Origin of the sequence: Hoeflea ulvae (assembly GCF_026619435.1) — a bacterium.
Lineage (GTDB): Bacteria > Pseudomonadota > Alphaproteobacteria > Rhizobiales > Rhizobiaceae > Hoeflea > Hoeflea ulvae.
In genome coordinates, this window is the sequence record NZ_JAOVZQ010000001.1 from 1,042,340 (window position 1) to 1,065,636 (window position 23,297).

The 23,297-nt window shown below is 62.8% G+C and carries 17 protein-coding genes, 1 tRNA gene, 2 pseudogenes and 1 riboswitch; of the genes and pseudogenes, 7 read left to right on the forward strand and 13 right to left on the reverse strand.

Translation table 11 applies throughout. The features are described from left to right. Positions 1–122: 122 nt before the first annotated feature. A complete protein-coding gene (locus OEG82_RS04935) occupies positions 123–746 on the forward strand; it encodes a CDP-alcohol phosphatidyltransferase family protein (RefSeq protein ID WP_267611334.1) in 624 nt (207 codons plus the stop codon). Here the strand turns inward: OEG82_RS04935 and OEG82_RS04940 are convergent. Beyond that, positions 735–1,919 carry an O-succinylhomoserine sulfhydrylase gene (locus OEG82_RS04940; protein ID WP_267611335.1) on the reverse strand — a complete coding sequence of 395 codons (1,185 nt, stop codon included), beginning with the start codon at positions 1,917–1,919 and terminating at the stop codon, positions 735–737. The genes OEG82_RS04935 and OEG82_RS04940 overlap by 12 nt on opposite strands. A 46-nt stretch (positions 1,920–1,965) precedes the next feature. Further along, positions 1,966–2,044, reverse strand: a riboswitch (SAM riboswitch). Between the two features lie 80 nt (positions 2,045–2,124). Here OEG82_RS04940 and OEG82_RS04945 point away from each other — a divergent pair. Continuing rightward, positions 2,125–3,213, forward strand: a complete 1,089-nt coding sequence (locus OEG82_RS04945) for a 2'-deoxycytidine 5'-triphosphate deaminase (protein WP_267611336.1) — start codon at positions 2,125–2,127, stop codon at positions 3,211–3,213. 33 nt (positions 3,214–3,246) lie between these two features. Here OEG82_RS04945 and OEG82_RS04950 read toward each other — a convergent pair whose 3' ends face one another. Then, positions 3,247–4,044: an ion transporter gene (locus OEG82_RS04950; protein ID WP_267611337.1), complete on the reverse strand. Its 798-nt coding sequence runs from the start codon at positions 4,042–4,044 to the stop codon at positions 3,247–3,249. Positions 4,045–4,170: 126 nt separating this feature from the next. On the opposite strand from OEG82_RS04950, the gene OEG82_RS04955 reads away from it, so the two are divergent. Beyond that, a tRNA-Gly gene (locus OEG82_RS04955) sits at positions 4,171–4,244 on the forward strand. On the opposite strand, the gene OEG82_RS04960 is transcribed toward OEG82_RS04955, so the two are convergent. Next, a complete protein-coding gene (locus tag OEG82_RS04960; protein ID WP_267611338.1) occupies positions 4,210–5,454 on the reverse strand; it encodes a glycosyltransferase family 2 protein in 1,245 nt (414 codons plus the stop codon). The genes OEG82_RS04955 and OEG82_RS04960 overlap by 35 nt on opposite strands. 65 nt (positions 5,455–5,519) lie before the next feature. Between OEG82_RS04960 and OEG82_RS04965 the strand changes: the two genes are divergently transcribed. Both OEG82_RS04965 and OEG82_RS04970 read left to right on the forward strand, forming a co-directional pair. After that, a complete protein-coding gene (locus OEG82_RS04965; RefSeq protein WP_267611339.1) occupies positions 5,520–6,248 on the forward strand; it encodes a hypothetical protein in 729 nt (242 codons plus the stop codon). A 124-nt stretch (positions 6,249–6,372) separates the two neighbouring features. After that, positions 6,373–7,133, forward strand: a pseudogene (locus tag OEG82_RS04970) (transporter substrate-binding domain-containing protein). On the opposite strand, the gene OEG82_RS04975 reads toward OEG82_RS04970, so the two are convergent. The 4 genes from OEG82_RS04975 to OEG82_RS04990 all read right to left on the reverse strand — a co-directional run bounded on the left by OEG82_RS04975 (position 7,127) and on the right by OEG82_RS04990 (position 10,026). Then, entirely contained in the window at positions 7,127–7,972 is an 846-nt protein-coding gene (locus OEG82_RS04975) for a sterol desaturase family protein (RefSeq protein WP_267611340.1), read from the reverse strand. The pseudogene OEG82_RS04970 and the gene OEG82_RS04975 sit on opposite strands and share 7 nt — an antisense overlap. Positions 7,973–8,078: 106 nt before the next feature. Then, positions 8,079–8,492, reverse strand: coding sequence for a tellurite resistance TerB family protein (locus tag OEG82_RS04980; RefSeq protein ID WP_267611341.1), 414 nt, complete (start codon positions 8,490–8,492; stop codon positions 8,079–8,081). A gap of 98 nt (positions 8,493–8,590) precedes the next feature. Next, on the reverse strand, positions 8,591–9,262 hold the full coding sequence (locus OEG82_RS04985; RefSeq protein ID WP_267611342.1) for a helix-turn-helix transcriptional regulator: 672 nt from the start codon (positions 9,260–9,262) through the stop codon (positions 8,591–8,593). 146 nt (positions 9,263–9,408) lie between these two features. Continuing rightward, positions 9,409–10,026 (reverse strand): 2-hydroxychromene-2-carboxylate isomerase, encoded by a 618-nt coding sequence (locus OEG82_RS04990; protein WP_267611343.1) that lies wholly within the window; start codon positions 10,024–10,026, stop codon positions 9,409–9,411. A 167-nt stretch (positions 10,027–10,193) separates the two neighbouring features. Between OEG82_RS04990 and OEG82_RS04995 the strand changes: the two genes are divergently transcribed. After that, the gene (locus OEG82_RS04995) at positions 10,194–11,003 is read left to right on the forward strand and encodes a class I SAM-dependent methyltransferase (RefSeq protein ID WP_267611344.1); all 810 of its coding nucleotides are present in this window, start codon (positions 10,194–10,196) and stop codon (positions 11,001–11,003) included. Positions 11,004–11,057: 54 nt separating this feature from the next. Here the strand turns inward: OEG82_RS04995 and OEG82_RS05000 are convergent, their stop codons facing one another. The 6 genes and pseudogenes from OEG82_RS05000 to OEG82_RS05025 form a co-directional block, all read right to left on the reverse strand. Continuing rightward, positions 11,058–13,271, reverse strand: coding sequence for a 3-hydroxyacyl-CoA dehydrogenase NAD-binding domain-containing protein (locus tag OEG82_RS05000; protein ID WP_267611345.1), 2,214 nt, complete (start codon positions 13,269–13,271; stop codon positions 11,058–11,060). A 13-nt stretch (positions 13,272–13,284) separates the two neighbouring features. After that, positions 13,285–14,493 carry an acetyl-CoA C-acetyltransferase gene (locus OEG82_RS05005; protein ID WP_267611346.1) on the reverse strand — a complete coding sequence of 403 codons (1,209 nt, stop codon included), beginning with the start codon at positions 14,491–14,493 and terminating at the stop codon, positions 13,285–13,287. A 28-nt stretch (positions 14,494–14,521) separates the two neighbouring features. Continuing rightward, positions 14,522–15,103, reverse strand: coding sequence for a glutathione S-transferase family protein (locus OEG82_RS05010; protein WP_267611347.1), 582 nt, complete (start codon positions 15,101–15,103; stop codon positions 14,522–14,524). A 75-nt stretch (positions 15,104–15,178) separates the two neighbouring features. After that, entirely contained in the window at positions 15,179–16,351 is a 1,173-nt protein-coding gene (locus OEG82_RS05015) for an acyl-CoA dehydrogenase family protein (RefSeq protein WP_267611348.1), read from the reverse strand. 76 nt (positions 16,352–16,427) lie between these two features. Further along, positions 16,428–18,221 (reverse strand): annotated as a pseudogene (locus OEG82_RS05020) (acyl-CoA dehydrogenase C-terminal domain-containing protein); the annotation flags it as partial. Positions 18,222–18,531: 310 nt separating this feature from the next. After that, positions 18,532–18,918 (reverse strand): MerR family transcriptional regulator, encoded by a 387-nt coding sequence (locus OEG82_RS05025; RefSeq protein ID WP_267611349.1) that lies wholly within the window; start codon positions 18,916–18,918, stop codon positions 18,532–18,534. 612 nt (positions 18,919–19,530) lie between these two features. Between OEG82_RS05025 and OEG82_RS05030 the strand changes: the two genes are divergently transcribed. After that, positions 19,531–23,193: a peptidoglycan-binding protein gene (locus tag OEG82_RS05030; protein WP_267611350.1), complete on the forward strand. Its 3,663-nt coding sequence runs from the start codon at positions 19,531–19,533 to the stop codon at positions 23,191–23,193. The last annotated feature ends 104 nt before the right edge of the window (positions 23,194–23,297 follow it).

Here is a 23,297-nt window from a genome sequence, read left to right on the forward strand (position 1 = left end):
ATGCGCCAGGCGCCTGAATCCCCGTTTGTGTTGACCTGATTGTGATGAAGCTTGCCTTTGGCCGTGCGTGACGCCTGAGGCCGTTCGCGCTATCACGTGCTCCACGACAAGGAGAGCCCGGCATGATGGACGGAACCGCACGCAAATTGATCCAGCCCGGCCTCGACCGGGTCGGCAGATGGCTGGCCAGCCGGGGTGTCAGCGCCGACCATGTGACGCTGTTTGCCTGCCTGCTTGGCCTCGCCGCGGCCGGGCTGATCGCGTCGGGATATCTCGGCGCGGCGCTGGTGCTGATCCTTGTCAGCCGGATCTGTGACGGGCTGGATGGATCCGTGGCGCGGGCCTCGCGGAAGACCGATTTTGGCGGCTATCTGGATATCACCCTGGATTTTGCGTTTTACGGCGTCATTCCGCTGGGATTTGTCATCCTTGACCCGGCAGCCAACGGCCTGGCCGGGGCAGCGCTGATCTTTTCATTCTATGTCAATGGCGCGAGCTTTCTGGCCTATGCGGTCGTGGCTGAAAAACGCGGCCTCAGCACCACCGCGCGCGGGGTGAAATCGATCTATTTCACCACCGGTCTCGCCGAAGCCAGCGAGACCATCTTCGTGTTCGTGCTGTTCTGCCTGTGGCCGGCCTGGTTTGCACCGGTGGCCTGGGTGTTTGCCGCCATCTGCCTCTACACCGCGCTGTCGCGGATCATCCAGGCGAGGGCAGAGTTTCCCAATGAGCCGTCACAGTCCTGAGAGCGCGTGATCGAAATCCTCGATCAGATCATCCGCATCCTCGATCCCCACCGAAAGCCGCAACACGCCGGGCCCGATGCCGAGTTCGGCGCGCGCCTCTTCCACCAGGTTCTTGTGTGTGGTGGTCGCCGGATGCGTGATCAGGCTTTTCGTGTCTCCGAGATTGTTGGAGAGCTTGACCACCTCAAGCTTGTTCTGCATCGCAAATGCAGCGGCCTTGCCGCCCTTGAGCTCGATTGCCACCAGGGTTGATCCGCCCTTCATCTGCTTGGCACAGATATCGGCCTGGGGATGGTCGGCGCGTCCGGGATAGATCACCCGCGCAATCGCCGGATGGTCGGCCAGGAAATCAGCCACCTTCGTCGCATTCTCGGTCTGCTGCCGCACCCTGAGCGGCAATGTTTCCAGGCCCTTGAGCAGGGTCCAGGCATTGAACGGCGACAGCGACGGACCGGTGTGCCGGAAGAAGTCGTGCAGATGCTCGTCGATCCAGTCCTTGTCCGACAGGATCACGCCGCCGAGACACCGGCCCTGGCCGTCAATGTGCTTGGTCGCCGAATAGGCCACCACATGGGCGCCCAGTTCCAGCGGCTTCTGCATCAGCGGGGTGGCAAAGACATTGTCGACCACAAGCTTGGCGCCGATCTGGTTGGCGAGCTTTGCCACGCCGGCAATATCGACCACCTCAAGCGTAGGATTGGTCGGGCTTTCGAGGAAGAACACCTTGGTGTTGGGCCGGATCGCGGCTTCGAAATTGGCCAGATCGCGGCCATCCACCAGGGTGGATTCAATGCCGTATTGCGGCAGCAGTGTCTCCACCACCCAGCGGCAGGAGCCGAACAGCGCGCGGGCCGAAACCACGTGGTCGCCTGCCTTGAGCTGGCACAGCAATGCCGCCGAAATCGCCGCCATGCCCGACGCGGTGGCGCGCGCATCTTCGGCGCCTTCCATCAGGCACATGCGCTTTTCGAACATGTCATTGGTCGGGTTTGCGTAGCGGGAATAGACGAATCCCGGGTCCTCGCCCTTGAATCGCGCTTCCGCCGCCTCGGCGCTGTCATAGACAAAGCCCTGCGTCAGAAAGATTGCTTCGGATGTCTCGCCAAATCCTGAACGGCTGGTGCCGCCATGCACAAGTTGGGTGGCGGGGCGGAATTGTCGGGTGCTTGTCATGATCTTCGTCCAACATACAAAAAAACCGGCTTGCGAAGTCGCCAGCCGGTTTTGCAACCCGACCATTTTAGCGACTTGTTTAACGTGGCTGCAAGCCGGTCGGCCAAATCACCACGGGATAAACCTGCTTTTAGGGGCTTCCGGCGCTTGCGTCAATCGCTTCGCCTTGCCATCAAGGCATCTTACAAACTGGAGCGGGCAGACAGTGGCAGCTGGCATTCTTTCAGACCGCGCAATTCAGGCGCTCTTTGACGCTGGAAAACTCTCCTCCGGCCGCGCTCTTGATGCCGACCAGATCCAGCCCGCCAGCCTCGACCTTCGGCTTGGCGCCCGCGCATACCGGGTGCGCGCCAGCTTCCTGCCGGGCCCGTCTGCCCGCGTAGAAGACAAGCTGCAGCGGCTGAGCATGCACGAGATCGACCTTTCCGAGGGCGCCGTGCTCGAGACCGGTTGCGTCTACATGGTCCAGCTTCTCGAAAGCCTGGCGCTGCCGCCGGAGATTTCGGCTTCCGCCAATCCAAAGAGCTCGACCGGCCGGCTCGATATCTTCACTCGGGTGATGACGGATTACGGCCAGGAGTTCGACAAGATCGCGCCGGGCTACACTGGCCCGCTGTGGCTGGAAGTCAGCCCGCGCACCTTCCCGATCGTGGCGCGCACCGGCTCGCGGCTGTCGCAGATCCGGTTTCGCCAAGGCCACGCGGTGCTTGACGAGGACGAGCTGTCGAGGCTGCACAGCGCCGAAACGCTGGTTGCCTCCGACACACCCAATGTGTCGGGCGGCGGCATCGCGCTGTCGATCGACCTGATGGGGCAGGGGCCTGATCGTCTGATCGGCTATCGCGGCAAGCACCACACCGCCGTCATCGATGTCGACAAGCGCGCAGCCCATGATGTTTTCGATTTCTGGGAGCCGCTGCACAATCGTGGCTCGGCCGACCTGATCCTCGATCCCGATGAATTCTACATTCTGGTCAGCCGGGAATCGGTGCATGTGCCGCCGCTCTATGCGGCGGAAATGACCCCGTTCGATCCGCTGGTCGGCGAGTTCCGTGTGCATTATGCCGGCTTCTTCGATCCCGGGTTCGGTCATTCCGACGCCGGCGGCGCCGGCAGCCGCGCGGTGCTTGAAGTGCGCAGCCACGAAGTGCCCTTCATTCTCGAGCACGGCCAGATCGTCGGCCGGCTGATCTATGAGCGCATGCTGGAGCGCCCGGGCGCGCTCTACGGATCCGGTCTGGGCTCGAATTATCAGGCGCAGGGCCTGAAACTGTCGAAACATTTTCGCGCCTGAGATCTCGCGGTCGTTGTTTGCGGCAAGTTGCCGTCAGTTGACGCGTGACCCGGTCTCGGCGCGCAAGGCCGCCAGCTCCTTACGGATCGCCTTGAGTTCCCTCAGCATCGCGCTCTGGTCCGACGCCATGGCCTCACGGTCAGCCGTGGCCTCGGCTTCATGCTCTTCCTGCATGGCCGACACGATGATGCCGATGAACAGGTTGAGCACGGTGAACGTGGTGCAGGCGATGAACGGGATGAAGAAGGCCCACGCCATCGGGTGAACTTCCATCACCGGCCTGACGATCCCCATCGACCAGCTCTCCAGCGTCATCACCTGGAACAGCGAATAGGCCGAGGCCGGGATCGAGCCGAACCAATCGGGAAAACTGTCTCCGTACAGCTTGGTCGCCATCACCGAGAAGACATAGAACACCAGCGTCAGCAGCAGCATGATCGATCCCATGCCCGGCAAGGCCCCGACAAGCCCGCCCACGACCCGTTTCAGCGATGGCACCATGCTGATGAGCCTGAGCACCCGGAGAATGCGCAGCGCCCTGAGCACCGACAGCGCGCCGGTTGCCGGCACCAGTGCCACCCCGACCACCAGAAAGTCGAACACCCGCCAGGGATCGCGGAAGAAATCGAGCCGCCAGACCGCAAGCCGCGCTGCCACTTCCAGCACGAAGATGCCGAGGATGGTCCGGTCGAGCAGGCTCAGCAGTCCGCCGAACCGTTCCACCGCCTCGGGCACTGTCTCCAGCCCGAGCGTGATCGCATTGAGGATGATCAGCGCGGTGATCGCGAATTCGAAACGCCGGGATGTGAGCAGGGCTTTGAGCTGGGACATGGGGCAATCTGGGTTGGAGCGGGGCGCTCCTCATATGTGGTTGGCCCGGCAGCCAGTCAAGCGGTCATCGCCGATCAATGCAGCTTGACACGGCAGGAGTTCAGCGCCAAAAATCGCCCGGCTTTCGCGGGTGTAGCTCAATGGCAGAGCAGAAGCTTCCCAAGCTTACGACGAGGGTTCGATTCCCTTCACCCGCTCCACGCCGCCCGCAGCATCCGCCGATGGCGCGACTGCGGCCCATTCCGGACTGACGGGGTGCGGGGTCTTTTCCCAAAGATGCGTATTGGTCGCCAACTGCTTGAGCGCCCGCCAGCCGGCATAGGACATCAGCAGCCAATAGGCCGGCGTCAGCAACAGCCAGCGCCGCTTCAGCCGTGTTCGCTCATGCCCGGTAAAGCCGCGCCATCCCGTGGCGATGAAGGTCAGGTAACTGCCGCCGATATTGGCAATGTCGGTCCACATCAAAACATGGTGCAGTGTCGAGACATGCGGCTGTCCGCCCGAGGCGAGCCAGGCCATGGTCAGCGCGATGAAGACGAACATCAGCGGATGGGCCAGCGCGGACACCAGCATGCCGGCAATCATCAGCTGGAACACCACGAAGCCGCAGGCGCCGAGGCTGCGGCAGGTCTTAACCGGGTGCCGCATCGCCACCAGCCAGGTTTGCGCCCAACCCTTGAACCATCTGGTCCGCTGCCGGGTCCAGACATCGAGCGACACCGGCGCGGATTCCACCGTGGCGCTGTGCAGCGTTCCGGTGCGGTAGCCATTGGCGTAAAGCCGCATGCCCAAATCGGCATCCTCGGTGACATTGTGGGGATCCCAGCCGCCAACCTCTTCCAGCGCCGAGCGGCGGAAATGGTTGGACGTGCCGCCCAGCGGGATCGGCATGCCGGTGCGGGCCAGGAACGGCACCAGAATGCGAAACAGGCCGCTATATTCGAGGGCGAACAGCCCGGCGGTCCAGCTCGAGCGCAGATTGGCAATCGCCAGAGGGGCCTGCAGGCAGCCCAGCTTTGGGCCTCCGTTGCAGAAGGCGTTCCAGGCCTCGTGCAATTGTCCCGGCGCAGGCTTGTCCTCGGCGTCATAGACCGCCACCAGCGAGCCGCGCGCGCCCTGCAGCGCGTATTGCAGCGCCTTCGGCTTGGTCCGCGGCCCGAAATTCGGGATCCGGACAATCTCGCTGTCGGGACCGAGATGCTGCGCCAGCAGGGCGGCAATGGTGGCCTCGTCTTCGGCTTCGCAGACATATTTGATGTCGAGGCGGCTCTGGGCCAGCGCAGCGCCGAAATCCGGGAAACGATGGCCGGGGCCATCCCGGCTTCGTTGCGCAGCGCGATCAGGATGGTGTAGATCGGCAGCCCGCCGTCGGAATTCGCGGCCGGCGGCCGCTGCCGCGCCGGGCGCCACAGCGATGACACCAGAGCCGCCAGCCGCAGCAGGATGCCGCCGCCGAAAAACAGGGTCAGCGCCACGTGCAGGGCGGTAAAGGCCATGAATGGCCAGAGCAGAAACCCGGCCATGCCGTAAAACAGCACCGTTGCCAGCATGAAGCCCTGAGGCCCGGTCATGACCCGCCGCGCGCTGGCATTGCGATCATCCTGGTCGAGCTGGAAGGTGGTTCTGCGCACCCGCTCGTCAGCACCGGCCTGCCACACCGCCTCGCGGATGGTGGCGGGCGAGGAGACCGCCAGGCTCTGGCGCAACGCCGGGTGCCTTTCAAGTCGCGCCTTGTGGGCTGCCAGATGACGGGCTTCCGGGATGATCACCGTGACCTGGCCCTGCTCGCGCGACAGGCGAAGCGGTCCATTGCGCCGCAACAACGCATCCATGGACGGGAGCCCGACCACTTCCGCGGGATCGATATGCCCGAGATAAACAAGGCCGATTTCCTCGGCCAGCCAGCGGTAGTAGAGCTCCGGTTCGATCAGGCCTTCGGCCAGCAGCTCGGCTTCGATGGTGGTGGCGTTGCTGCGCGCGGCCCGGGCGGCTGCATCGACATGGGGTTTGCCGATCCCACACCCCAGGAAAAACCGTGCTTCGTCGTCAGGCAGGCGAGAATTGCGGGATGGTTTTTCAGCCCTGCGGTCGGTGTTGGCGGCCCGGGGCAATTGCGGTCGAAATCTGCCAGGGATACTGAGATCGATGGTTTTGCTTGGGGCCATGACTCTGATAAACACATGACGGTTGCGATAGGATACTAAATCTATGGTAGTGAATGCGCGAATGATTGCACCCCTAAAAAACAAGGGGATTTCGCGCATTTTATGCGTTTTGGCGGCTTTTTTGGCCCTTGCCATGCCGCCAGCTCAGGCGAGGGACATCCTCGTGCCCAATTACATGGACCCGCGCGAGCGCATCCCGATGCCGGATCTGAAGGCCTATGGGCGCATTCGCTTTGCCACCACGGTGGATTTTCCGCCCTTCAGCTTTCTCGACCAGACCGGCCGCATCGCCGGTTTCCACGTCGATCTCGCCCGCGCCATCTGCGATGAGCTGGGTGTGCTGCCGCAATGCCAGATACAGGGCCTGCCGTGGTCCGAGCTTGAAAGCGCGCTCAAGACAGGCCAGGCCGAGGCGTTGATTTCAGGCCTTGCGATCACCGCCGAAAGCCGCGCCACGCACCGTTTCACGCGAACCTACCTGGCCCTGCCCGCGCGGTTTGCCTTGCGCAAGGATGCTGCACCGGGCGGCGAAAATGCCCAGGCGCTTGCCGCGCGGCGGGTCGGGGTGATGGATGGCACCGCGCATGAGGCTATGCTGCGGGACTGGTTTCCGGAGATCCGCACGGTCACGTTTTCCCGTTCGGAATGGATGTTCGATGCGCTCAAGGGGGGCAGGTCGACGCCGTCTTCGGCGACGGGCTGCAATTGTCGTTCTGGCTGTCGAGCAAGGCCGCAGACGGGTGCTGCGCCTTTTTCGACGGCCCCTATTTTTCCCAGGCGCATCTGGGCGAAGGCCTGGCCATTGCTGTGGCCCCGCGCAATGCAGCGCTGGCCACGGCGTTTGATCATGCGCTGGCCAGCCTCAACCGCAATGGCCGCTTCACCGAGCTTTATCTGCGCTGGTTTCCCAACGGGCTTTACTGATCCGCCTTGGGCGCGGGCCTTGGCCTGGGCGCGAACCTGAACGGCAGGGCCAGGGCCCAGCCGAGATTGGCCGTGCGGCCGTCGCGCCATTCCGAAAGACCGATCTCGATGCCGGTATTGCCGCGGCGCGGCGCCCGGGTATAGGTCGAAAACATCCGGTCCCAGATGGCCAGATTAAAGCCGTAATTCGAGTCGGTCTCGCGCGGGTCGGTGGAGTGGTGGATCCGGTGCATGTCGGGTGTCACGATGACAAGCCGCAACACCGCGTCCACTGCCTTGGGCAGCTTTATATTGGCGTGGTTGAACATGGCTGCGCCATTGAGCACGATCTCGAAGACCAGCACCGCCACCGGCGGCGCGCCAAGCGCGATGATGACGGCGGCCTTCCAGACCATCGACAGCACGATTTCCAGCGGATGAAATCTGAGTGCCGTGGTCAGGTCGAAACCGGTGTCGGCATGGTGTATGCGGTGAATGCGCCACAACAAGGGCCATTTGTGGCTGACCAGATGTTCGAGCCAGACCGAGAAATCGAGCACCACGAAGGCCAGAATTCCGGCCAGCCAAAGCGGCAGGCCGAGCAGCGGGAACAGGCCGAGCCCTTGTGACTGCGCCCACAGGGCGGTGCCCACGGCGGCCAGCGGAAACACGATCCGGAGTGCCACGGAGGAGAGCAGCACCATGGCCAGATTGGTGATCCAGCGGCGGGATTTCAGCGCGCCGCGCATTTCCTCGCGCTCAAGCCTTGGCGCCAGCAGCTCGATGACGGCCAGCGTGATGAAAATCGTCGAAAAGGCGAGCAGCCGGATTACCGGTTCGGACAGTCCCAGCAGCGTCATGTCGTGTCTCCGTCTTGTGGACCGGCACTTTCGTGCCACAGCCTGCTGCTGCTGGCGACACACGATCTGGTGAGCGGTTTCCCGGCGTTTTGGCGCGGGCTGCGTGTCAGGCGCTGCGGAACCGTGCGATCGCGCCGCGTTCGATAGCCGCGCAGGTCAGTTTGTCGAGGCCCAGCCGGTCGCGCACCATCTGCAGCAGCCTGATTTCCTCCTGCTGGATATTGTAGTCGGCCGAAGCGATCTCCACGGCCAGGGCGTAAGCCGTGTCGTAGAATTTGTGCGGAACCGCGTCGCGCAGAACCTCGAGAATGATGTCGAGCCCTTCAGGACCCTTGAGGATTTCGGCGGCGGCGCGGGTCACATCGATCAGCCGTTCCTCGTCAAAGCCGTCAAACACCGGCAGGAAAGTGACGAGGCGGCCGATGCGGGCCAGTTCGGCGTCGTTCATCGCCTTGTCGACGGCAGACATGGTGACCATCAGATAGATCAGGGCGTCATGGGTGGTAACACGTTCGGTCATCGGCAATCTCTCTGTTCAATGTTGGTCTTAGATAAGAAGTGCGCCTGCGCTGCACAAGCTGCCGCTCACGGATTTGGCCAATCGGCCGCACCCCCGCGCTATTGGCTTGCCCAGATGATACGGGCCATCCAGTCGATCTCGCTGAGGTCGAAACTGCGGTTGGGATGGTCGGGATTGAGCGAGACAAGCTCGATCGATTTCGCGCTTTGCCGGTTGAGCACCTTGGCCATCACCTCTCCGTCGCGCGAGCGCACGACCACCCGGTCGCCGCGCCGGATCTGGGCGCCGGGTTCGACAACCAGGATATCGCCATCGCGATAAAGCGGCATCATGCTGTCGCCCTGGACCTCCAGCGCATAGACGCCGGGCCGGTTGGAAGGGGCTGCGGGAAACTCCACCACATCCCAGCCCTGGCCCGCGGGGAAGCCGCCATCGTCGAAGAATCCGCCGGACCCTGCCTGCGCGAAGCCGAGCAGCGGAATGGAGCCGGTTTGCGGCGGGAATGCGCCGTCGGGAAAGCCGGTGTCGGCCACCGGTTGATCGCCCTGCACCAGCTTCATGAATTCATCGAGCGAGGCGCCGGTCGCGCCAAGAACCTTGGAAAGCGATTCCGTGGAGGGCCAGCGGTCGCGGCCGTCGGCGCCGCACCGCTTGGATTTGTTGAACGCCGTGGGATCCAGTCCCGCACGCCGCGCCAGCCCCGAGGCGGTGAGCCCGTGGCGTTCGGCGAGCGCGTCAAGCGCTGACCAGATGCGATCATGCGAGAGCATGGCGAGGTTCCCGCTGGTTCAAGACAGGCCCCGGGCCGCACGATCGCGGCCAGGGCGTATCCTTTTTACATGATCGGCAACCGTCAAGTAAAGTGACATAGGAAAAATATCCTTGCGCCCGGATGGGCCAATGCCGGAAGCATGATTCAGTGCGGATGATAGGGGGCACGGCCGGTGGTCAGCGCCTCGTCGAGCAGCTCGATGCGGTCCTGACCCCAGAACGCCTCGCCATTGTACACATAGGTCGGCACGCCGACGGCATCAGCGGCAATGGCGTCCTTTGAGTTGCGCTCCCGGATCGCGGCAATCTGGTCGGTCTTGGCATCCTTCAGCGCTGGCATGGCATCAAGGCCGACCTGCGAGAGATAGGAGGTCAGCGTTGCCTCGTCGGCGATGTCGTCGTCATGGGCCCAGACGCCGGACAGGACCTTGTGCATGAAATAGCGCGGGTCGTGCCCGTCCTCGACCAGCGCGATGATCACCCTGTCGGCGAGCGCTGCGTCCACCGGCCAGTGTTTAGGCGCGGTCTTGATCGGCAATCCGCGCCAGGCGGCAAGCCGCTGCAGCTCGACCAGCCGCTGGCGCTGGCGCACCGGCGGACGCTGGCCCGGGGGCACCGCGCCGGAAACGTCCCACAGGGCGAACAGGTTGACCGGTTTGTAATTGAGTGTGACCTTGTGGCGCTCGGCCACTTCGCAGATCTTGTTGTGGCCAAGATAGGTAAACGGCGAGGCGCAGTAGAAATAGTAATCGATGGCTGGCATTGATTGGTCCTCCCTTTGTGCCGACAGTGCCCAATCGGCTGTCGGGCGGCAAGGGCCTTTCGTGCTGTTTGACGGGCTTGTTGTGGATTGCAGCACTCGCCGGCTGAGCCCGTGAGACACCGGGCTGCCGTGGTGCTCCAAGCACCGGTTTGAGGGAGATCGTGCCGATGACACTGGACATCACCACCACAGTCGAGGCCAACCGGCTGGCCTGGAATGCCTCCGCAATCCGTCACCGCCAGAGCCGGGAATGGAGTCGCCAGCTGGCGGGCTTTGCCCAGGCATCGTTTTCGACGCTTGATCCGGTCATCACCCGGGTTCTGGAGGGGAACGGTGTCCGGGATGCGCGCGCGGTGCAGATCGGCTGCAACAACGGGCGCGAAACTCTGTCGATGCTGGCGCTGGGCGCGTCCACCGTAACCGGCATCGACCAGTCCGACGCTTTCCTCGCCCAGGCCGAGGAGCTGCGCCGGGTGTCACCGCAGGGCGGCAAGGCCGGCTTTGTCTGCGCCAATGTCTATGGCCTGCCGGACGGTCTCGCCGGGCAGTTCGATCTGGCGCTGATCACCATCGGGGTGCTCAACTGGATGCCCGATCTCTCCCGGTTCCTCAATATCGTTGCCTCGCTGCTTGTGCCGGGCGGCCGTCTTGTGATCTATGAAACCCATCCGGTTCTCGACATGTTCGAGCCGTCGGGCAGCGATCCGCATAGCCCGAAATATTCCTATTTCCGGACCGACCCCTTCGTCAGCGATGATGAGATTGTCTATGACGGATCGGCAACCGGCAAGGCGCCGCCGTCCTATTGGCAGTTTCACACCATGGGGGCCATTGTCACCGGCTGCGTTCAGGCCGGGCTGCAGATCCGCGAGTTGACCGAATACCCGCATTGCAACCGCGAGGTGGACTACGAAATCTATGCCGGCAGGCCGGCGCAGCTGCCCTTGTGCTACACGCTGGTTGCAGCGAAAACCTGACCAAAAAAAACGGGCCCGAAGGCCCGTTTGATCATTCGGTAATCAGCGGCCCGCCTATGCGGCGGCCTTGGTTTCGCCGTAGGGATTGAAGCGTTCGTAGAAGGTCTCGCCATTCTCGGCCATCTCGACCAGAAGCTTCGGCGCGCGGAACTGGCGTCCATATTTGCGCGCCAGCACCTTGCACATGTCGACAAAGGCCTTGGCGCCCATGCTGTCGATATAGCTCAGCGCACCACCGGTATAGGGCGCGAAGCCGAAGCCCAGAATGGTGCCCAGATCCGCTTCGCGCGGATCGGTGACGATGCCTTCTTCCACCGTGCGCGCGGCCTCCAGCGCGATCACCGCAAGGTAGCGGTTCTTCAGCTCCTCAACATCCACCTTGGCCGGGTCGAGCTGCGGATAGAGCGTCTTGAGGCCGGGCCAGAGATGCTTCTTGGCGGGCTTGGCCGGATAGTCGTAAAACCCCTTGCCGTTCTTGCGGCCCAGGCGGCCTTCCTTCTCGACCATCCGTTCGACCAGCGCCAGATGGCGCGGATCGACCGCCTTTTCGCCCAGATCGGCGACTGCGGCGCGAAGGATCTTCAGTGAAAGATCGATCGCCACCTCGTCATTGAGCGACAGCGGTCCGACCGGCATGCCGGCCATCTTCGCCGCATTCTCGATCATTGCCGGCGGCACGCCCTCGGCCAGCATGTTGTAGCTCTCGTTCATGTAACGCAGCACGCAGCGATTGACGAAGAAGCCGCGGGTGTCGTTGACCACGATCGGGGTCTTCTTGATCGCGGCGACATAGTCGAGCGCCACGGCCAGCGCCTTGTCCGAGGTCTTGCGGCCGAGAATGATCTCAACCAGCAGCATCTTGTCGACAGGCGAGAAGAAGTGGATGCCGATGAAGTTCTTCGGACGTTTCGAGTTCTTGGCAAGCCCGGTGATCGGCAGCGTCGAGGTGTTCGAGGCATGGACCGTTGTCGGCCGGATCTGCTCTTCGATGGACTCGGTCACCGCCTTCTTGACGTCACGGTCCTCGAACACGGCCTCGATCACCAGGTCCGCATCGGCGAGATCAGCGTGATCGGCCGACGTGGTGATCAGCGACAGAAGCTTCTCGCCTTCTTCCTTGGTGGTCTTGCCCTTCTGGACACCCTTCTTGACCAGATCCTCGGAATAGGCCTTGCCCTTGGCCGCGGCTTCCAGATCGCGATCGATCAGCACCACCGGGATGCCGGCCTTGGCCGTGACATAGGCAATGCCCGCGCCCATGAAGCCGGCGCCGACAACGCCGATCTTGCGGAACTTGGTCGGCTTGATGCCTTCGGGACGGCGAGCGCCCTTGTTGATCTCCTGCAGCGAGACAAACAGCGAGCGGATCATCGCCTGGGCTTCAGGTGTCTGCAGGATGTGGCTGAAATAGCGCTGCTCGATCCTGAGGCCCGTGTCGAAAGGAACCTGCAGGCCTTCGAACACGCTCTGCAGGATCGCCTTGGCAGCGGGGTAATTGTCCTGGGTCTCGCGCCGCAGGATGGCGGACGCTGCAGGCCAGAGCTGCGCGCCCTGGGCCGACCAGATCTGGCCGCCGGGCAGCTTGAAGCCCTTGACGTCCCATGGCGCAACCGGCGACAGGCCACCCTTGATCATCGCCTTGGCGGCGGCAACCAGCTTCTTCGGTTCAACCACGTCGTGGATCAGGCCCATGGCCTTGGCGCGCGCCGGTGTCAGCGACTGACCTGTGGTCATCATCTGCAACGCGTCCTGCGCATTGGTCAGGCGCGGCACCCGCTGGGTGCCGCCGGCGCCCGGAAAGATGCCGACCTTGACCTCGGGCAGCGCCATCTTGACCGAGGGCGAATCCGCGGCGACCCGGCCGTGACAGGCCAGCGACAGCTCGAAAGCGCCGCCCATGCACACGCCGTTGATGGCCGAGACCCACGGCTTGCCGCAGGTTTCGATCTTGCGGAACAGCCAGCTCATCCGGCCGACCTGATCAAACAGCATCTGCTGGGCTTTTTCCGGGTTGTTGCGCTTTTCTTCCGCCATGCCGGCCAGCATGGTCTTCATCATGGTGAGGTCAGCGCCGCCGGAAAAGGAAGACTTGCCGGAGGTGAAGACCACGCCCTTGACGGCGTCGTCTGCGACAAAGCGGTCGACCAGACCGTCAAGCTGTTCCAGCGCCTCTTGCGTGAACACGTTCATCGACCGGCTGGCCATATCCCAGGTGACCAGCGCGATGCCGTCATTGTCGACGTCTACGGTGTAAATTTCATTGCTCATAATAGCTCTCCAATCAGACGCGTTCGATGATCGTCGCGGTGCCCATGCCGGCGCCGATGCACAGCGTGACAAGAGCGGTGTTGAGATCACGGCGCTCGAGTTCATCCAGCACGGTGCCCAGAATCATCGCGCCGGTGGCGCCGAGCGGATGGCCCATGGCAATGGCGCCGCCATTGACGTTGATCTTGTCGGACGGAATGTCGAAGGCCTGCTGGAAGCGCAGCACCACGGCGGCGAAGGCCTCGTTGAGCTCGAACAGGTCGATGTCCTCGATCTTCATCTTGGCGCGCTTCAGGAGCTTTTCGGTGACATCGACAGGGCCGGTCAGCATCAGCGCCGGATCGGAACCGATATTGGCGAAGGCGCGGATCTTTGCGCGCGGTTGCAGGCCCATCGACTTGCCGCCCTTCTTCGAGCCGAGCAGCACCAGGCTGGCGCCATCGACGATGCCCGACGAGTTGCCGGCATGATGGACATGGTTGATGGCTTCGATTTCCGGATGCGCCTGGATGGCGACGGCGCCGAAGCCGCCCATCTCGGCCATCATGCCGAACGAGGCGTTGAGGCTGGCGAGCGCCTGCATGTCGGTGCCCGGCCGCATGTGCTCGTCACGGGCAAGAATGGTCAGGCCGTTGATGTCCTTGACCGGCACCACCGACTTGTCGAAATAGCCGTTCTCCCAGGAATGCGCCGAGCGCTTCTGGCTTTCCATGGCATAGGCGTCGACATCGTCGCGCGAAAAACCGTATTTGGTGGCGATCAGGTCGGCGGAAATGCCCTGCGGCATGAAATAGGCCGGGATATTGACCGAAGGATCCATGAACCAGGCGCCGCCCTGGGCGCCGATGCCGATGCGCGACATCGATTCCACGCCGCCGGCGATGATGATGTCGTCGGCGCCATAGGCAATCTTGCCGGAGGCGAGATTGATGGCGTCGAGGCCGGAGGCGCAGAAGCGGTTGATCTGGATGCCGGGCGCTTCGGTGGCATAGCCGGCTTCAAAGGTGGCCGCACGCGCGATATCGCCGCCGGCTTCGCCGATCGCATCGACACAGCCCATGATGATGTCGTCAACCGTGCTGGTGTCGAGTCCGTTGCGGTCGCGCAGGGCTTCGAGCATGTGCGATGCCAGCCGCACGGTGGGAACCTCATGCAGGCTTCCGTCTTTCTTGCCGCGGCCCCGCGGGGTGCGGACGTGATCATAGACAAATACATCAACCATTGCGGTGATCTCCAGGTTTTGGTTCGGGTCAGGCAGTTGCCGTTGCGGGATCGATCCCGCTCGGCATCAACTCTTCTGGGCGTTTGTAGCCGGGCAGGGCGGCGATACGGTCGAGCCAGGCGGCAATATTGGGATAGGATTGCGGATCCATGCCGATCTGATCGGGCCAGAACAGATAGCCGCACAGCGAAAGGTCGGCGATTGTCGGGTGGCCGCCGGCCACGAAATCGCGGTTTCCGAGATGCGCTTCGAGCACCTTCCAGGCACTGACGGCGCGGGCCTGCAGGAACTGCGTCACCGGGTCATCGGGCTTTTTCTGGAAGTGGCTCATGAATCGCGCGGTCGCGGTGTAGCTGGTCAGCTTGTGGTTGTCCCACAGCAGCCAGCGCAGGATTTCACGGCGCTCGTCCTCATTGGCCGGGCCGAAGCGGTCGAATTCCCGCGACAGGTAATCGAGGATGGTGCCGGACTGGCTAAGCACCACGTCGCCATCCACCTTGTGGTGGGTCAGCACCGGCACTTCGCCCATGATGTTGAGCGCCCGGTAATCCGCCGACCGGGTCTGGCCGGAGAAAAAGCCACGCGCCGCGGTGTCCAGCCGGCGCCGCACAGTTCCAGCATCAAGGCAGCCTTGTAGGCATTGCCGCTCTCCAAAAAGCAATCAAGCGTAAAATCGGTCATCGGATTACAGGCTCCTTGCGATCAGCAGTTTCATGATTTCGTTGGTGCCGCCGTAAATTCGCTGCACCCGGGCATCGCGGAACATCCGCGCCACCGGAAATTCATTCATGTAGCCATAGCCGCCATGCAGCTGCACGCATTCATCGACCACCTTGCACTGCAGATCCGAGACCAGATACTTGGCCATCGATGCGGTGGTCGAGGTCAGCTGACCCTTGAGATGCTCGCCGATACAGTGATTGACGAACACCCGCGCCATCGTGGCTTCCGATTTCAGTTCCGCCAGCTTGAACTGGGTATTCTGGAACTCGATGATCGCCTTGCCGAAGGCGCGGCGTTCCTTGACGTAGTCGATGGTGATAGCCAGCGCCCGCTCGATCATCGAGATGCCCTGATTGGCAATCAGCAGCCGCTCCTGCGGCAGTTCGGTCATCAGCTGGGCAAAGCCCTGGCCTTCCTCGGTGCCAAGCATGTTGGCCGTCGGTATCCGCACATGATCGAAAAACAGCTCCGATGTGTCGTTACTCTTGAGCCCGACCTTGTCGAGATTGCGGCCGCGGCGAAAACCCTCGACCTCGTCGGTCTCGACCACCATCAGCGACACGCCCTTCGCGCCCTTGCTGGCGTCGGTCTTGGTCACCACGATGATCAGATTGGCGTGCTGGCCATTGGTGATGAAAGTTTTTGAGCCGTTGATGACGTAGTGATTGCCATCCTTCTTCGCCGTCGTCTTGATGCCCTGCAGGTCCGATCCCGCGCCGGGCTCGGTCATAGCAATGGCGCCGATCAACTCGCCCGAGGCCATCTTCGGCAGCCAGGCCTTCTTCTGCTCTTCCGAGCCGAAGTGCAGGATATAGGGCGCGACGATGGCGTTGTGCAGCGCAATTCCGAAACCGTCGGTGCCGGTGCGTCCAAGCGCTTCGGCGATCACCGCCTCATGGGCATAGGTGCCGCCCGAGCCGCCATATTCTTCCGGCATCGCCGCGCAGAGCAAACCGGCCGCACCGGCGCCTTCCCAGGCGCTGCGGTCGACCATTTCCTGTTTCTCGTAGCGGTCGTAATGCGGCGCGACCTCGGCTTCGAGCCAGCGATAGGCCATGTCTTCCAGCATCGCGACATCGTCTTCCATCCAGTCCGGACGGGGTACGCCAAGCACTTCCGATGGCAAAGTCGCCATGTCTTCCTCCCGAAGCTCGAGGCGGGCGCATGAACGCGCCCGCCGGCAGTCTCAATTCAAGCCGCTGACCGGGTTTAAAGGCCTCCTCGGCCAGTTCCATCATGGTCTCGCAGCCGGTTTCGATGCGTGTCTTGCGCAAACTCGTTTCCGGCATGATGCGTTCCATGTAGAACTTGCCGACCAGCAGCTTGGAGGCGAGGAATTCTTCCTTGCCATCAGCGCCGGCGGCGCGTTTTTCCACTGCGGCCTTGGCCATCAGCGCCCACATGTAGCCCAGCGCCACAAGCCCGAAGAGATGCATGTAGTCGGTCGAGGCGGCACCGGCATTGTCGGGCTTGGCCATGGCGTTCTGCATCAGCCACATGGTCGAGGCCTGCAGATCGTTGAGACCCTTCTTCACGCCCTTGGTGTAGAGCGCCAGCTCGTCATTGCCGCGATTTTCCTCGCAGAAATCGCCGACTTCCTTGAAAAAGGCCATCACCGCGCGGCCGCCATTGAGGCCGAGCTTGCGGCCGACCAGATCCAGCGCCTGGATGCCGTTGGCGCCTTCATAGATCATCGCAATGCGGGCATCGCGGACATACTGGCTCATGCCCCATTCCTCGATGTAGCCGTGGCCGCCGAACATCTGCTGCGCCATCACCGCATGGTCAAAGCCCTTGTCGGTGAGCACGCCCTTGACCACCGGGGTGACCAGGGTGAGCAGGTCGTCGGCTTGCTGAACATCGGCCTCGACATCGGACTTGTGCGCGACGTCGGATTTCAGTGCCGTCCACAGCATGAAGGCGCGGCCGGCCTCGTTGAAAGCGCGGATGGTCATCAGGGTGCGGCGCACGTCGGGATGCACGATGATCGGATCGGCCTTCCTGTCGGGATATTTGGCGCCCGACAGCGACCGGCCCTGCAAACGCTCGCGCGCATATGCGACCGCATTCTGATAGGCGATTTCGCCCATCGCCTGGCCCTGCAGGCCGACACCGAGACGGGCCTCGTTCATCATCACGAACATCGCCTTGAGACCGGCATTTTCAGTGCCGATCAGATAGCCGGTGGCGTCGTCATAATTCATCACGCAGGTGGCGTTGCCGTGGATGCCCATCTTTTCTTCGAGCGAGCCGCAGGTCACAGGATTGCGGTCACCCAGCGAGCCGTCGTCGCCGACCATGAATTTCGGCACGATGAACAGCGAGATGCCCTTCACGCCTTCCGGAGCGCCCTCGATGCGGGCCAGGACCAGATGGATGATGTTGTCCGCCATGTCGTGTTCGCCGGCAGAGATGAAGATCTTCTGGCCGGAAATCTTGTAGCTGCCGTCGTCCTGCGGCACGGCCTTGGTGCGCAGCAGTCCCAGATCGGTGCCGCAATGCGGCTCGGTCAGATTCATGGTGCCGGTCCAGGTCCCGTCGATCATGTTCGGCAGGAATTTTGTTTTCAGCTCGTCGGATCCGTGTTCGGCAATCGCGGCGATGGCGCCCTGGGTCAGGCCCGGATACATCAGCAGCGACAGGTTGGCCGAGATCATGTATTCGGAAACGGCGGTGTGCAGCGTGTAGGGCAGGCCCTGGCCGCCAAATTCGGCTGGTGCTGCAAGCCCGAGCCAGCCGCCTTCGCAATATTGCTTGTAGGCCTGCTTGAAGCCTTTCGGCGTCGTGACCGTCGCGTCGTCATGACGGGTGCAGCCTTCCTGGTCGCCAATCTGGTTGAGCGGCAGCATCACCTCTTCGGCAATCCGCGCGCCCTCGTGCAGGATGGCCTCGACAAGGTCGGGGGTTGCATCGGCAAAGCCGGGCAGATTCATGTAGCGCTCGTAGCCAAGCACATCATTGAGAATGAAAAGCGTGTCGTCGACTGGTGCCTTGAAGACTGGCATGGATCCTCATCCCTTGTACGGTCGTCGCATCAGGCACGATAGCCCGGCGATCCTCACGGACTCACTTACTAAATTTTGACGTTCGCGTAAACGTAAAAAATTGGCCATTTCGGGTATGATGCGACATCGTGACCCGAAAAACGGCCAAAAACCAGCATTTTTCGCAGATTTTATTTGAAAAAATCGAAATAAACCGGAAACAATTTTTGATGAAAGGCCGGGCGAAGCAAATCCCGGACCGATGCCGGCAGCCGCATAAACACAAAAACCCGCCTCGAGGGCGGCCTGGCGGCGCGGTGGGCGACAGTGTCTATTCGGAGTCGGCCAGCATGCCGCGAACCATCGCGATGGTGCGTTCGAGCTCTTCGATGGCGGTATGGATGCTGTCGCGCTGGCCTTCCAGCACCCGCATCTGTTCCTCACCCTTGGTCAGCGCCACCTTGAGCTGCGCGACATTCTTGCCCCGCGGATCATACAGGTCGATCATCCGCTTGACCTCGGTCAGCGAGAACCCGACCCGCTTGCCGAGCAGGATCAGCTTGAGCCGCGCCCTGTCGCGTTTCGTGAACAGCCGGGTGACGCCAACGCGCGCCGGCTTGAGCAGGCCCTTGTCTTCGTAAAAACGCAATGTGCGGAGGGTGACGCCGAACTCCTCGGCGAGATCGCCGATTTTATAGACCGCGTCATCCTGGTCCATGCTGCTGTCCGTCATATCGTTCATGTTCGACCGAGGCTGCCATTGCAATTGTTGCGCCCGAAGGAGCACAGCGGTTTGACATTATAAGGCCCAAACCGTCAAGTCGCGCCACTTTAAAGCTCAAATAGCCAAGAAAAGTAACCTTGGTTAACGGGTTGTTTACCACGTTTCGCGGAATGTGCGCTGGACGAGCAGTAAGCCCGGATTCTTTGTATCTTGTTTTTACCGGTCTGAAGTCTGGCTCTCCCGGGTGCAGGTCTTCACCGGCACAGGGACGAGCAACAAGGGCTGGCTGCGGATGGGGGTGGAGCTGCAGGCTCCCGACAACAACGCGAAGCGGAAACGACAATGAACGGATCGCGATCTTATTCAAGCCAAGCCGGAGCAGCTGAATCCTCACTGGATGCGCTCAATCGCACTATTGAGGGACTGGAAGCGCGCATCGAGGAAATCCTCGGTCGCAGCGGCAAGCCTGCTGCAGGCCGGTCCGCGTCTCCGGCATTGCAGCAACCGGGTCTGGGAGCTGATCTGCTCGACGGCATCCGTGCCCGTCAAAGAGTGCTTGAAGGCGCGCGTCGTGCACCCGCCGAGCCTTTTGCCGCGCAAGCGCCCATGAAACCCGCCGCACCCGAAACACAAGTCCGGCGCGCCGAGCCCAAGGCCTCGATGCCGCGCTCCAATGCTGCGGACAATCAAGCTGCGTCCCGCCAGGAAGCCCAGCCCGATCTCAGCCAGGCCCTGATCAGGGAAATGGCCGCCCTGCGCCAGGAAATGCGCGAACTGCGCGCCGAAGCGCGCGACCAGTCGCTGCCCAAGGAACTGCGCCGCGACCTGGCCAGCATTTCCGCCTCGATCGATGCGCTGGGATCGCAGGACGGCGGCGCGGATTCGCTGCGGCTCGAACTGGATTCCATGCGGTCGATGGTTGACCGGCTGGCGCGGGAAGACAGCGTCCGTTCGCTCGAAACCCGCTGGCAGTCGATGGAGGAACAGGTCTCCAGTCTGGATATGGGCGCGCTGCGCGAGGAACTGGTCAATCTGGCCTACCGTGTCGATGACATTCGCGAAGTCCTGTCCACCCTGCCGGCCACTGCGCAGGCCCAGGCGATCGAGGACAAGATCTCCGAGCTCTCCCAGTCGATCGAGACCATGTCGCGTCAGTCGGTCAGCGCAAGCGTCGACTTCCCCGAGCAGTTCGACCTGCTCGCCGCGCGTCTGGACGAAATCACCCGCGGCATAGCCGCGATGCCGGCTCCTGTGACGCCGCCGATCGATCCCGCTCCGTTTGAGCGCCTGGAGGCCCGGCTGGCTGCGGTGGCGCAGAAAATCGACGAACTGGCCCCGGCCCAGGAGGAATCGGGTATCGGCGAGCGCATCGAACATCTTGCCAACCGTGTCGCGCAACTGGCCGATGAAGAGGCGGTCGCGCGGCTTGACGCCCGTATCGAACGCTTGCAGGCCCTGGTCGAGGAAGGCGTTCGCGAAGACCGGATGCCGGAACTGACCGATCATCTGAGCGACATCTCCGGCAGGATTGCCTCGCTGGATGCCCGCGGTGTCGATGAATCGCTGATCTCCCGGCTCGACCAGCTGGCGCAGCAGATCGAAAGCATATCGGTCCCGGCGCAGGTCTCCGGCGGCGTGCCGGATGCCGTGATCGGCCGCCTGGAAGCACTGATCGGCCGGGCCGAACAGACCGCATCGCGCAATGTCGATCCTCTCCCCGGCCTGGAAACGCTTGATGCCAAGCTGTCCGACATCGCGTCGATGCTGCAGCAGGCAGAAACCAACTCCGCCGGCATCTCCATGCAGCCGCTCAGCGGCCTTGAAAATGTCGAGGCGCAGCTTGCCGAAATTTCCGCAAGGCTCGACCGCCCGGCAGCCGAACCGGCGACGATGACCATTCCCGGCATCGAGAACCTGGAAGCCAGGCTTGCCGATATTGCCGAGCGTCTGGACATGTCCAGCAACGCCCAGTCCGGTCCCAGCGACGAGGCTATGCGGGGTCTTGAGGACCAGATTGCAAACCTGTCGCGGCTGATTTCCTCGTCTCCCGTCGGTGGATCCGAGGCGCTGGAAGAACGCTTCGCCTCCATTGAAGAGCATATGGCGACGAGCGATGAATTCGTGATCGAAGCAGCACGCCAGGCAGCCGAAGCGGCGCTGGTTGCCTATTCCGGTCAGTTGAGCAACACCACATCGCCGGAGTCGATCGCCAATATCGAAGTCATCACCGCTCTCGCCGATGATCTCAGGGCTCTCGAAAATCTCAGCCGCAAGACCGATGACCGCACCATTCGCGCCTTCGAGGCGGTGCAGGAAACCTTGCTGAAGATCGCCGGCCGGCTCGAGCGCCTCGATGCCGAGCCGTCATCGCGCGCCGCAAGCGGATCCGGCGACCCGCACCATGGTGTTGCCGATGCGCCGCGGTCGGGCAACCGGACAGCGATGCCCAGGGCGTCGACGGCCGAGCTTGATGATGCAATGGATGCCGCTGCGTCGGAGCACCATGACGATGCGGATCTGGACCAGCACCGTCCCGGTCAGCCGGCCCGGTCGCCGTCCGAGGCAGCCGCTCTTGCCGCGGCCTTTGCGACAAGCCACGAGGCCGAGGAAGCCGACGAGACCGAGGCTTTGTCGCAGGCCGGTTCAAATGGTGACAAGTCATTCCTTTCGGGCCTGGCAGCGCGCATCCGTCCCGGCAAGGAAACGCCGAAGACATCGGCCGAGCCGCAGTTTACCGAAGATGATTCCCCGCCGCTCGATCCCTCCATGGAAATGGATCAGGCGATCGCCAACATGCCGCTCGAACCCGGTTCCGGCGCGCCCGACATCAACCGGATTCTGCAGAAGGTCCGCCAGGCCCAGGCAGCCGAGCGTCAACGCGGCGGCAAGCCGGCGGAAGACGGCTCGGAAAAGACCGAATTCCTGGCCTCGGCCCGCCGCGCGGCAATGGCCGCTGCGGCTGAAGTCGAGACCATCGGCAAGACCCGCAAGATCGGCGGCGGCGGCGGACTGCTGGAAGTGCTCAAGTCGCGCCGACGTCCAATCATGATGGCTGCCGGAGCGGTCCTGCTCGCGATCATGTCATTCCCGCTGGTCTCAGGCCTGGTGACCGGTGACAATGACGAGACCGCTGCCATCGAACCGGTGCTTGTCGAGCCTGCTTCCATCGAGGGGCAAGCGGTCGAGCCAGATCCCGCCGCCTCGATCAATGCCGCTGCGGAAAGCGAAGAAGGCATCAGCCTGAGGCCCTTGCCCGAGGTTCGCGTGGTCGAGCCGGTCGATGAGCAGCAGACCGCCGAAGCGCCCTCGGCCACGCCGGACATCGGACCGATCGCCACATCGCCGCAACAGACGGCTGCAATTGCGCCCGTTGAAGAGCCCGCGCCGGCGGTCGACACCTTGCTCGCCGCAGACCTGGAAGCATTGCCTGCCGGTGCCGCAAACAGCGCGCTCAAGGCAGCCGCCGCTGCCAGCAACCCGCTGGCCTTCTACGAAATCGGCGCCCGATTCACCGAAGGCCGCGGCGTACCGGTCGATCTCAAGACGGCAGCCAGCTGGTACCAGCGCGCCGCCGATCTCGGACACGCACCGTCGCAGTACCGGATCGCCAATTTCTACGAGAAGGGAAGCGGTCTCGACCGTGATCTCGATGCCGCGAAAAAATGGTATCAGATGGCAGCCGAGCAGGGCAACGCGAGCGCCATGCACAATCTCGCCGTGCTCTATGCCACGGCCGGCCCGGCACCCGATTTTGACAATGCTTCGGAATGGTTTGCCCGCGCTGCCGAAGTCGGTGTCCGTGACAGCCAGGTCAATCTGGCCATCCTCTATGCCCGCGGCGACGGGGTGACCCGGGATCTCGAACAGTCCTACAAATGGTTCGCCATTGCAGCCAATGACGGCGACAAGGATGCCGCGGTCAAGCGGGACGAAGTCTTCAACGCGCTGCGGCCCGAACAGGTCGAGGCAGCCCGTGCCGCTGTCGCCAACTGGACCGCACAGCCGGTCGAGCCCGAAGTCAACGGCGTTGAAACGCCGACATCATGGGGTGTTGCAGCCAACGAGACCGCATCCGTTGACATGAGCAAGGCCATTCGCAACATCCAGGCCATCCTCAACAACAACGGCTTTGATGCCGGCGCGCCCGACGGCGTGATGGGCAAGAAGACCACCGCGGCGATCAAGGCTTTCCAGGCTTCGGTCGGCATGGAGGTCACCGGCGAAATCGACGACAGGCTGGTCAAGGAATTGCTTGAGCGCAACGTCTAGGCCCGGCAGGTTTGTGCCGGGTGGGGCCGCAATGATGTGATCAGGAATTGCCGTGTCGCTGCGGCAATTTGAGTGTGCTGCAGACCAAAATGCCGGATGCGTGA

Coding starts and splice junctions, on each gene's coding strand:
- OEG82_RS04995 (WP_267611344.1), top strand. CDS start 10,194: ATGACACTGGACATCACCACCACAGTCGAGGCCAACCGGCTGGCCTGG.
- OEG82_RS05000 (WP_267611345.1), bottom strand. CDS start 13,271: ATGAGCAATGAAATTTACACCGTAGACGTCGACAATGACGGCATCGCG.
- OEG82_RS05030 (WP_267611350.1), top strand. CDS start 19,531: ATGAAACCCGCCGCACCCGAAACACAAGTCCGGCGCGCCGAGCCCAAG.
- OEG82_RS04950 (WP_267611337.1), bottom strand. CDS start 4,044: ATGTCCCAGCTCAAAGCCCTGCTCACATCCCGGCGTTTCGAATTCGCG.
- OEG82_RS05015 (WP_267611348.1), bottom strand. CDS start 16,351: ATGGCGACTTTGCCATCGGAAGTGCTTGGCGTACCCCGTCCGGACTGG.
- OEG82_RS05005 (WP_267611346.1), bottom strand. CDS start 14,493: ATGGTTGATGTATTTGTCTATGATCACGTCCGCACCCCGCGGGGCCGC.
- OEG82_RS04975 (WP_267611340.1), bottom strand. CDS start 7,972: ATGACGCTGCTGGGACTGTCCGAACCGGTAATCCGGCTGCTCGCCTTT.
- OEG82_RS05025 (WP_267611349.1), bottom strand. CDS start 18,918: ATGGACCAGGATGACGCGGTCTATAAAATCGGCGATCTCGCCGAGGAG.
- OEG82_RS04940 (WP_267611335.1), bottom strand. CDS start 1,919: ATGACAAGCACCCGACAATTCCGCCCCGCCACCCAACTTGTGCATGGC.
- OEG82_RS04990 (WP_267611343.1), bottom strand. CDS start 10,026: ATGCCAGCCATCGATTACTATTTCTACTGCGCCTCGCCGTTTACCTAT.
- OEG82_RS04985 (WP_267611342.1), bottom strand. CDS start 9,262: ATGCTCTCGCATGATCGCATCTGGTCAGCGCTTGACGCGCTCGCCGAA.
- OEG82_RS04980 (WP_267611341.1), bottom strand. CDS start 8,492: ATGACCGAACGTGTTACCACCCATGACGCCCTGATCTATCTGATGGTC.
- OEG82_RS04935 (WP_267611334.1), top strand. CDS start 123: ATGATGGACGGAACCGCACGCAAATTGATCCAGCCCGGCCTCGACCGG.